The sequence below is a fragment of the Streptococcus sp. HMSC078H03 genome (genome assembly GCF_001808655.1).
GTDB classification, from domain to species: domain Bacteria; phylum Bacillota; class Bacilli; order Lactobacillales; family Streptococcaceae; genus Streptococcus; species Streptococcus salivarius_G.
In genome coordinates this window covers 42,563-51,613 of the sequence record NZ_KV794094.1, presented here as the reverse complement: position 1 = coordinate 51,613, position 9,051 = coordinate 42,563, and the positions used below count along the sequence as shown (strand labels likewise).

9 protein-coding genes are annotated in these 9,051 nt (G+C 39.7%); 7 read left to right on the top strand and 2 right to left on the bottom strand.

Annotated features, from left to right (window positions below):
• Positions 1-84 precede the first annotated feature (84 nt).
• Positions 85-867 carry an ABC transporter ATP-binding protein gene (locus tag HMPREF2607_RS04805; RefSeq protein ID WP_014634965.1) on the bottom strand — a complete coding sequence of 261 codons (783 nt, stop codon included), beginning with the start codon at positions 865-867 and terminating at the stop codon, positions 85-87.
• Positions 868-978: 111 nt separating this feature from the next.
• On the opposite strand from HMPREF2607_RS04805, the gene HMPREF2607_RS04800 reads away from it, so the two are divergent.
• The 4 genes from HMPREF2607_RS04800 to HMPREF2607_RS04785 all read left to right on the top strand — a co-directional run bounded on the left by HMPREF2607_RS04800 (position 979) and on the right by HMPREF2607_RS04785 (position 5,213).
• The gene (locus HMPREF2607_RS04800; protein WP_037602475.1) at positions 979-2,310 is read left to right on the top strand and encodes a hemolysin family protein; all 1,332 of its coding nucleotides are present in this window, start codon (positions 979-981) and stop codon (positions 2,308-2,310) included.
• A 353-nt stretch (positions 2,311-2,663) separates the two neighbouring features.
• On the top strand, positions 2,664-3,404 hold the full coding sequence (locus HMPREF2607_RS04795) for an LPXTG cell wall anchor domain-containing protein (protein ID WP_037602472.1): 741 nt from the start codon (positions 2,664-2,666) through the stop codon (positions 3,402-3,404).
• Positions 3,405-3,590: 186 nt separating this feature from the next.
• A complete protein-coding gene (gene pflA / locus HMPREF2607_RS04790; protein WP_021143691.1) occupies positions 3,591-4,391 on the top strand; it encodes a pyruvate formate-lyase-activating protein in 801 nt (266 codons plus the stop codon).
• 69 nt (positions 4,392-4,460) lie between these two features.
• Positions 4,461-5,213, top strand: coding sequence for a hypothetical protein (locus HMPREF2607_RS04785; protein WP_014634961.1), 753 nt, complete (start codon positions 4,461-4,463; stop codon positions 5,211-5,213).
• A gap of 78 nt (positions 5,214-5,291) precedes the next feature.
• Here HMPREF2607_RS04785 and HMPREF2607_RS04780 read toward each other — a convergent pair whose 3' ends face one another.
• Positions 5,292-5,744, bottom strand: a complete 453-nt coding sequence (locus tag HMPREF2607_RS04780; protein WP_002891687.1) for a universal stress protein — start codon at positions 5,742-5,744, stop codon at positions 5,292-5,294.
• 359 nt (positions 5,745-6,103) lie between these two features.
• Between HMPREF2607_RS04780 and HMPREF2607_RS04775 the strand changes: the two genes are divergently transcribed.
• The 3 genes from HMPREF2607_RS04775 to HMPREF2607_RS04765 all read left to right on the top strand — a co-directional run bounded on the left by HMPREF2607_RS04775 (position 6,104) and on the right by HMPREF2607_RS04765 (position 8,989).
• Complete coding sequence (locus HMPREF2607_RS04775) at positions 6,104-7,318, top strand: pyridoxal phosphate-dependent aminotransferase (RefSeq protein ID WP_002884715.1); 1,215 nt, start codon at positions 6,104-6,106, stop codon at positions 7,316-7,318.
• A gap of 267 nt (positions 7,319-7,585) precedes the next feature.
• Positions 7,586-8,371: a GTP-sensing pleiotropic transcriptional regulator CodY gene (gene codY / locus HMPREF2607_RS04770; protein ID WP_002884784.1), complete on the top strand. Its 786-nt coding sequence runs from the start codon at positions 7,586-7,588 to the stop codon at positions 8,369-8,371.
• A 66-nt stretch (positions 8,372-8,437) separates the two neighbouring features.
• Entirely contained in the window at positions 8,438-8,989 is a 552-nt protein-coding gene (locus HMPREF2607_RS04765; RefSeq protein WP_070476179.1) for a cysteine hydrolase family protein, read from the top strand.
• Positions 8,990-9,051: the final 62 nt, after the last annotated feature.

Genomic DNA, 9,051 nt, shown 5'->3' with positions numbered 1-9,051 from the left:
TTCGTCACCCACTACAGTTGACAAAGAGCCAAAAGAACAAGTCCCCTAAACATTATCTGGGGGACTTGTTTCTTTGAGCGATTTTTATAGAAGAGGGTTAATGTAAAAACGATGGTCATCAATTGGAATAATTTGAACAGGATTTTGGTAGAAGTCAGCTAAAACTTCCGGTGTGATGATATCATTTTTGGGTCCTTGTGCCACGATTTTTCCTTGACGGAGTAGGAGAATGTGGTCCATCTTTTCAGTGATTTCTTCAGCATGGTGGGTGACGTAAAGGACCAGTGGTGCGTGAGGAAGCGAGGTGATACGGTCAATCTGACGTAAGAGCTTTTCGCGGGCAAAGAGATCCAAGCCCACAGTTGCTTCGTCCAGGATAATGATGTCGGGATCTTCCATCAGACTACGAGCAATTAAACAGATTTGCTTTTCTCCCTGAGAGAGACCACGGTATTTACGACCAATCAAATCACCAGCACCAAGTGAAGTCAGCATATCCTTGGCTTCTTGTAGCTCTTTGTCTCCATAGGCTTTGTAGAGGATTGAGCTCTTGTATTTACCTGTAAGGACGATTTTTTCAGCTGTCATATGTTGAGGAAGACGCTCAGTGATGAAGGAGCTGACGATACCGATATGTTGACGAAGACCTGTGATGTCTCCATTCCCAAAGGTGTAGCCTAGTATCTCAGCCTTTCCCTCAGAAGGAAAGAATTCAGCTGTCAACAAACGTAGGAGGGTTGATTTTCCAGCACCGTTAAGTCCCAGAATAGCCCAAGTTTGACCTTTTTCAACTGTCCAGTTAAGGCCAGACAAAAGTGTTTTTCCTTGGCGGGCCAAACTGACATTTTCTAATCGTATAAGTGACATAAGTCTCTCCTTTGATGATAAATTACTCTAATTATAGCATAAAATAGACACCTTTATTGGGAAATTATGGTATAATGAAAGTCAGAATTTTTTTTTAGAGGAGAAGAAAAAATGGAAGACTCGAGTGGTCAGTCCTTATTATTTCAATCTATTTTACTACTAATTTTAACCTTGCTTACAGCCTTTTTCTCAGCATCTGAGATGGCTCTCGTATCACTTAACCGCTCACGTGTAGAGCAAAAGGCAGAAGAAGGTGATAAGAAATTTATTCGCCTACTCAAGGTTCTTGAAAATCCAAACAACTTCCTATCAACTATCCAAGTTGGTATTACCTTTATTAGCCTCTTACAGGGGGCCAGTCTCTCTGCGTCACTAGGTGCAGTGATAGCGACTTGGTTTGGTCATGTGGCTTGGGCTAAGACAGCGGGTAGCATGATTTCTTTGGTTGTCTTGACCTATATCTCTATCGTTTTTGGGGAACTTTATCCAAAACGTATCGCTATGAATCTCAAGGAAAATCTAGCCATCTACTCGGCACCTGTCATTATTGTTACAGGTAAGATTGTTAGTCCCTTTGTTTGGATTCTTTCGGCGTCAACCAATCTTTTGTCTCGTTTGACACCTGCGACCTTTGATGATGCAGATGAACAGATGACACGTGATGAGATTGAGTACATGTTGACAAAGAGTGAGGATACACTTGAGGCTGAAGAAATTGAAATGCTCCAAGGGGTATTCTCTCTTGATGAATTGATGGCGCGTGAGGTTATGGTTCCTCGTACAGATGCCTTCATGATTGATATTGAAGACAACACTCAAGAAAATATCCAAGCTATTCTCAAGGAAAGTTTCTCTCGTATTCCTGTTTACGAAGATGACAAGGATAAGATTATCGGTGTCATTCATACTAAAAACCTTCTAAAAGCAGGTTTTGAACTTGGTTTTGAAAATATCAAACTTCGTCGAATCATGAATGAACCACTCTTTGTTCCTGAGACTATCTTCGTAGATGATCTCTTGGCAGCCTTTCGTAACACCAATAATCAGATGGCTATCTTGCTTGATGAATACGGTGGCGTTGCTGGTCTTGTTACCTTCGAGGACCTTTTGGAAGAAATCGTTGGTGAGATTGACGACGAAACAGATAAATCTAGTGTGGAAGTTCGTGAAATTGGTGAGAATACCTATATTGTCGAGGGAGCTATGACTCTTAACGACTTCAATGAACATTTTGATACAGAACTTGAGAGTGATGACGTTGATACTATCGCAGGTTATTATTTGACTGGTGTGGGAGCCATTCCAACTCAAGAAGTCAAGGAACACTATGCAGTTATCAACAAGGACAAACACCTCGAATTTATCAATGATAAGGTTAAGGATGGTCGTGTAACCAAACTTAAGGTAATCATCACGGCAGCTCCAGAAGAGGCAGAAGAATAGTTTTCTACATGTTTTTATTAGAAAATATTGGAACTTAAAAGCGACTATTTACTAATTAGGCACTTTCTCTCATTATGAGTGAAAGTGCTTTTTCTTATCTATCTTGGAATATCAGCTTATCAAAATAATAAGATTAGAAAACGTCTATAAAACACGTCATAAAGCCTTTTTTACCTATCAAAACTGCCGGACTTTGTCAGGAAAACAACCATAATTTTGAAGATAATCTAACATTTTTCAGCGTATTGATAGATTTAGAATAAAAATAAATAAGATTTTAATTAAAACAGTCTTTTATTACTTTTTTATGGTAGAATATAAATTAACTGATAAATGAAAAAAGGAGAATCTTGATGGCTTCTAAAAAATCTATATATAGTAGCTTGCTTTTACTCACCCTTACCCTAGGAGCTTTTGTACCAGTAACTTCTTTTGCGGACGATGGTATTGCGACAAATGATGCTGTTCTTACACAACCAACGACAGATCGTGCAGTAACTGGTCCTTCAACAGCCCCAAGTGATGGAGACTTGGCTCGTAGCAATGATTCAAACACAGGTGCGGCAACGCCAACAACACCAACACCTACAGTTCCTGAAGTACCAGCTGAACCAACAACACCAGCAACTCCAGAAACACCTGCGACACCGGCTCCAACAGCTGATTCATCTACAAAACCAGCTGATAAACCAACTGAGAAACCAGCCGATAAGCCGGAAGACCCAGCTTCAGCAACTGATAAAGGGACAAGCGAAGCACCTCAAAACCCTGAAACTCCAGCAGTGAATGTTAATGGACAACCTGTTGTTACTGTAACACCGACAGCTCCAGTTATCACTGCAGCTGGCCAAACAATTGTGTCTACACAAAATAGCCAAATTGTTATCGCTAACACTGATGGTACAACAAGTGTTGTTGCTCCTGAAACAGTAGGATTCAAAGTGAACGCTGACGGTACATTGACTGGTAAAGATGCTAAAGGTAAGGAAGTTACACTTCCTAAGACTGGTGAAGCATCAACAGTAATCTTGACAATGGTAGGAACATTCTTCCTTGCTGCTGCAGCCTTTTTGGGGCTTAAGAAACGTGCCTAGTAATATAGATGATAAAAGACTGGATTTTTCCAGTTTTTTTGTTTTTCTTCTGGTATAGTATAGATATTCCTTAATTTCAGATGTATTATAGTATAACCTTTGCCTGAATTCAGGCAGATATGGAGCATGTTTCTGATAAAAGAGGTATAATAAAAACATGTAAAAAGCGTTTTCAAGGAGGCTGCCATGGCAGAAATTGATTACAGTCAGGTGACTGGACTTGTTCATTCAACCGAAAGTTTTGGATCCGTAGATGGTCCTGGTATCCGTTTTATTGTTTTCATGCAAGGCTGTAAGATGCGTTGCCAATATTGTCATAACCCAGATACTTGGGCTATGGAGTCAAATAAGGCTGTTGAACGTACAGTTGAAGATGTCTTAGATGAGGCTCTTCGTTTCCGTCATTTCTGGGGTGAGCATGGTGGTATCACTGTATCAGGTGGTGAGGCCATGCTTCAGATTGATTTTGTCACTGCCCTCTTTACAGAGGCTAAGAAGCTAGGGATTCATTGTACGCTTGATACTTGTGGGTTTGCTTACCGCAATACTCCTGAGTATCATGAAGTTGTTGACAAACTTTTGGCTGTTACTGACTTGGTCCTACTTGACATCAAAGAGATTGATCCTGAACAACACAAGTTTGTGACCCGTCAACCTAATAAAAATATTTTGGAATTTGCTCAATATCTGTCTGATAAACAAGTTCCAGTCTGGATTCGCCATGTTTTGGTACCTGGTTTGACAGACTTTGACGAACACTTGGTTAAGCTTGGTGAGTTTGTAAAAACCTTGAAAAATGTCGATAAATTTGAAATTCTTCCCTATCATACAATGGGTGAGTTCAAATGGCGTGAGCTCGGTATTCCATATCCTTTGGAAGGGGTCAAACCACCAACGGCAGATCGGGTTAAAAATGCCAAAGCTCTCATGCACACTGAAACGTATCAAGAGTATAAAAATCGTATCGGTGTTAAAACCTTGGATTGAAAAAGAAGCTCTTGACAAGAGCTTTTTAACTTTGCTATTATTTAGGGAGCAATAAAGAGTAGGTAAATTATGTTTCGTATTTTAAAATTTGATGATGACTTTGTTTATCTCAGTCATCCTGACGGGCGACTTAAGAAAATAGATCGCACGCTTTTTGATTTTGATATAAAATTAGGAGACCGTATAGATGTCTATCAGGATGGGGACTTGACAGTTGTTACTCCGGCAGAAGTCCAAACGGACTTGAGCCTAGAGGGAGACAAATCTGTTAAATCACACCTCTTGCAGGGGATTTTAGATCTTTTCCTTGAGACCCTTAATATTCACAATAATCATTTGGGTGACTTGAAGAAGATTTTCACACAGTTATTGATTACACTCTTCATGGCTTGGAGCTTGTTGGGAGTTATTCTGGTTGAGATTCTTCTCTTTGCAGAGTCAATTATTGTCTTCCTATGGAGACTCTTGGTTCGTCTTATTAAGTGGATGCATATTAAAGACAATACTAAGGTCTTGATTGATGAGACGCAAAAACGTCATGCTAAGCGTGAGCGTCAAAAAGCCCAAAGACGTGAGCAGGAAAGACGTCGTCAGGAAGAACTTGAAGAACGTGAATATCTTCGTGAAACAGAACGTCAAAAGGAACTCATGATTGTTGAAGCTAGCCTTAGTCAGGAAGCAGAGCGTGAGAGCCTTTCAACTAGTCTTGCTTTGGAGCAAGCAGGTGCCTCAAGTCAATCTGCTAGTGAAGACTTGGCCGAAGAAAGCCAGTCAACTTCAGAGTCAGAAGTGATGTCTGAATCAGCAAAGTCTGAAAAATAGAACAAAAAAAGAACTGAGATTTAGGATCTCGGTTCTTTTTCATATGAGAAAAGCACCAGAGGTGCTTGTGAGAGGTGACTAAAGTGTTTTTTCAGAGTCACGAACAATGAGCAAGTCAACTTTTGCGTGACGGAGAATGTATTCAGAAGATGAACCAATAAGCAAGCGTTCAAAAGTATTGAGACCTGTGGCACCAACCATAATAAGGTCAACATTTTCCTTATCAGGGATATCAACAGCCAAGAGGCTCTTAGGATTACCGAACTCAATAACTTTGCGAATCTTGGTTAAACCAGCTTCTCTGGCTTGGCGTTCAAAGTCAGCCAAAACAGCTTTAGCTTCGTCTTCTAGTTTTTCATAGATGTAAGAGTCGAAAGTCGCAACGCTTTGAAGGGCGCGTGTATCGATAACGTGTACCAATAGTAACTGAGCATTATTACGTTTTGCAACGTGCACACCTTTAATAAAGGCCAGTTCTGATTCGTAAGAACCGTCGATAGCTACCATAATACGTTCATATTGTTGAGACATAAGCTCTACCTCCTATCTTTAGCTTTATTATACTCCTTTAATCTAAAAAATGAAAGCGTTGTTATAGATTTTCTGAAATCTTTTTTTGACTGCTTACTTTAGGACGCTCTTAGTAATGTGAAGATTTCAGTATTATCTAAAAATTGAAGATTGCTTGAAAAAGAGGTATAATACAATCTGTTATTAGCTTCGTAAGAAACATGATAATTAAAAAAGAGGAAGACAAGTCTTCAGAAATGATACCAAATGGCCAAGCCTAAAGTTGGTGTCAATAAAAGTGGAAATCCCCATCAGGTGTTGAATTTTCTTATTTTCTGCTAGATGTATCTACTTTTAGTATCTTTTGAAAGGATTAACTTATGAAAACATTTGATAAATCATCAAAGTTGGATCACGTTGCCTATGATATTCGTGGACCAGTTTTGGATGAAGCCAACCGTATGATTGCCAATGGTGAAAAGATTCTTCGTCTTAATACAGGAAATCCTGCGGAATTTGGCTTTACAGCACCGGATGAAGTCATTCGTGATTTAATTATGAATGTTCGTAACAGTGAAGGGTATTCGGATAGTAAGGGGATTTTCTCAGCTCGTAAGGCGATTATGCAGTATTGCCAGCTAAAGGGATTCCCAAATGTAGATATTGATGATATTTATATTGGTAATGGTGTTTCAGAAATGATTTCCATGTCTATGCAGGCCTTGCTTGATGATGGAGATGAGGTCTTGGTCCCAATGCCAGACTATCCTCTTTGGACAGCTTGTGTCAGTCTAGCTGGCGGTAATGCCGTACACTATGTCTGTGATGAAAAATCTAACTGGTATCCAGATATTGATGATATCAAATCAAAGATTACGTCAAATACTAAGGCAATTGTAGTCATCAATCCTAATAATCCTACAGGTTCGCTCTATCCTAAGGATGTTCTTGAACAGATTGTGGATATTGCTCGACAAAATGATTTGATTATCTTTGCGGATGAGATTTATGACCGCTTGGTTATGGATGGTAAAAAGCATACTGCGATTGCTAGTCTTGCACCAGATGTTTTCTGTGTGTCTATGAATGGTCTTTCTAAGTCTCACCGTATCTGTGGTTTCCGTGTAGGTTGGATGGTTCTCTCTGGACCTAAAAAGAATGTCAAAGGCTATATTGAAGGGCTTAATATGTTGGCCAACATGCGTCTTTGTGCTAATGTGCTCTCCCAACACGTTATTCAGACTTCACTTGGTGGTTACCAATCCGTGGATGAACTCTTGATCCCTGGTGGGCGTATCTATGAACAACGTGAGTTTATCACGAATACCGTAAACGCTATTCCAGGGCTTTCGGCTGTTAAGCCTGACGCAGGGCTTTACATCTTCCCTAAGATTGACCGTAACATGTATGATATTGAAGATGATGAAGAATTCTGTCTTCGTCTCTTGAAGAAGGAGAAGGTTCTCCTAGTTCCAGGTAAAGGCTTTAACTGGAATGAACCAGATCACTTCCGTATTGTCTACCTTCCTCGTGTGGAAGAGTTGGCTGATCTCGGTAACAAAATCGAACGAGTCTTGTCATATTACAAGCGTTAATTTCTTAAAAAACTGGACAAAAAGGCTTGTCCAGTTTTTATTGTCTCTAAAAAGGGGATGTATTTGAGTAAAATCCGAACATTTTTCCTAAAAATGCCATAATATACTTAATATAATGAATAGTAGAATAATAAATAATTTTCAGACAATTGTTTGCAATTTCTGGGTTAAGTGTGCTATAATGATAGGGCTAGTAGGTCTTGACGCAGAAGATTAGTACAAGGCTTGATATTATTATGATTACAATAGAAAGTGAAGACAATAAATATGGCAAATTTGCTGGCTAAAACACGTAAAATTACATCTATCTTGCAACGCTCAGTAGACAGCTTGGAAGGAGATCTTCCATACAACAATATGGCTGCTCAATTGGCGGATATCATTGATTGTAACGCTGCTATCGTTAATGGTGGTGGTGCTCTCCTTGGTTTTGCCATGAAGTACAAAACCAACAATGATCGTGTGGAAGAGTTTTTTGAAGCCAAACAACTTCCAGAAGAATACACACGTGGTATCAGCCGTGTTTATGACACTCAAGAAAACATTGGTATTGACAGTGACTTGACCATTTTCCCTGTGGAATCAAAAGATGACTTCCCAGATGGTTTGACTACAATTGCCCCAATCTATGGTGGTGGTATGCGTCTTGGTTCTTTCATCATTTGGCGTAACGACCATGATTTTGTGGATGAAGATCTTATCTTGGTTGAGATTGCCTCTACAGTAGTTGGGTTGCAGTTGTTGAATCTTCAAACAGAGAACTTGGAAGAAACAATTCGTAAACAGACAGCTATTAACATGGCTATTAATACCTTGTCTTACTCAGAAATCAAGGCAGTTTCAGCTATCTTGAATGAGTTGGACGGTTTGGAAGGTCGCTTGACAGCGTCTGTTATCGCTGACCGTATCGGAATCACACGTTCAGTTATCGTTAATGCCCTTCGTAAGTTGGAATCAGCTGGTATTATTGAGAGCCGTTCACTCGGTATGAAAGGGACTTATCTTAAAGTCCTTAACGAAGGTATCTACGATAAATTGAAAGAATACGAATAAGAAGAATACTGAAAGAAAGTGAGGTAGGAGGAGCCTGCCCCACTTTTTTTAAAAGGAGAAAGTAATATGACAAAGGCATTGATATCAATTGATTACTCTTATGATTTTGTGGCAGATGATGGGAAGTTGACGGCTGGAAAGCCTGCCCAAGCCATTGAAGACCGCATTGCCCAGGTAACTCAAGAGGCCTATGATAATGGGGACTATATCTTCGTTGCTATGGACCGACATGATGAAGGAGATACCTTCCATCCTGAAACCAAGCTCTTTCCACCTCACAATATTGTAGGGACGTCTGGGCGAGAACTTTATGGTAAGTTGGCTGGTGTATATGATGCTATTAAGGATGATAATCGTGTCTTTTGGATGGATAAGCGACACTATTCAGCCTTTTCGGGAACGGATTTAGATATTCGTTTGCGTGAACGTCGTGTGACGACAGTTGTCTTGACAGGAGTTTTAACAGATATTTGTGTGCTACATACAGCCATTGATGCCTATAATTTGGGCTATGATATTGAGGTTGTAGCGAGTGCAACAGCTTCCTTGACGCTTGAAGCTCATGACTTTGCTATTGGGCATTTTAAGAATGTTCTTGGAGCAACAATTGTGGAGTAAGAGATAGTTCTTACTCTTTTTTTGATAGCTCCTCTCTATCAATTGATTAAGAATATGAATTA

Excerpts from the sequence above, each read along its gene's own strand:
- HMPREF2607_RS04805 (WP_014634965.1), bottom strand. The coding sequence starts at position 867 with ATGTCACTTATACGATTAGAAAATGTCAGTTTGGCCCGCCAAGGAAAA.
- HMPREF2607_RS04800 (WP_037602475.1), top strand. The coding sequence starts at position 979 with ATGGAAGACTCGAGTGGTCAGTCCTTATTATTTCAATCTATTTTACTA.
- HMPREF2607_RS04795 (WP_037602472.1), top strand. The coding sequence starts at position 2,664 with ATGGCTTCTAAAAAATCTATATATAGTAGCTTGCTTTTACTCACCCTT.
- pflA (WP_021143691.1), top strand. The coding sequence starts at position 3,591 with ATGGCAGAAATTGATTACAGTCAGGTGACTGGACTTGTTCATTCAACC.
- HMPREF2607_RS04785 (WP_014634961.1), top strand. The coding sequence starts at position 4,461 with ATGTTTCGTATTTTAAAATTTGATGATGACTTTGTTTATCTCAGTCAT.
- HMPREF2607_RS04780 (WP_002891687.1), bottom strand. The coding sequence starts at position 5,744 with ATGTCTCAACAATATGAACGTATTATGGTAGCTATCGACGGTTCTTAC.
- HMPREF2607_RS04775 (WP_002884715.1), top strand. The coding sequence starts at position 6,104 with ATGAAAACATTTGATAAATCATCAAAGTTGGATCACGTTGCCTATGAT.
- codY (WP_002884784.1), top strand. The coding sequence starts at position 7,586 with ATGGCAAATTTGCTGGCTAAAACACGTAAAATTACATCTATCTTGCAA.
- HMPREF2607_RS04765 (WP_070476179.1), top strand. The coding sequence starts at position 8,438 with ATGACAAAGGCATTGATATCAATTGATTACTCTTATGATTTTGTGGCA.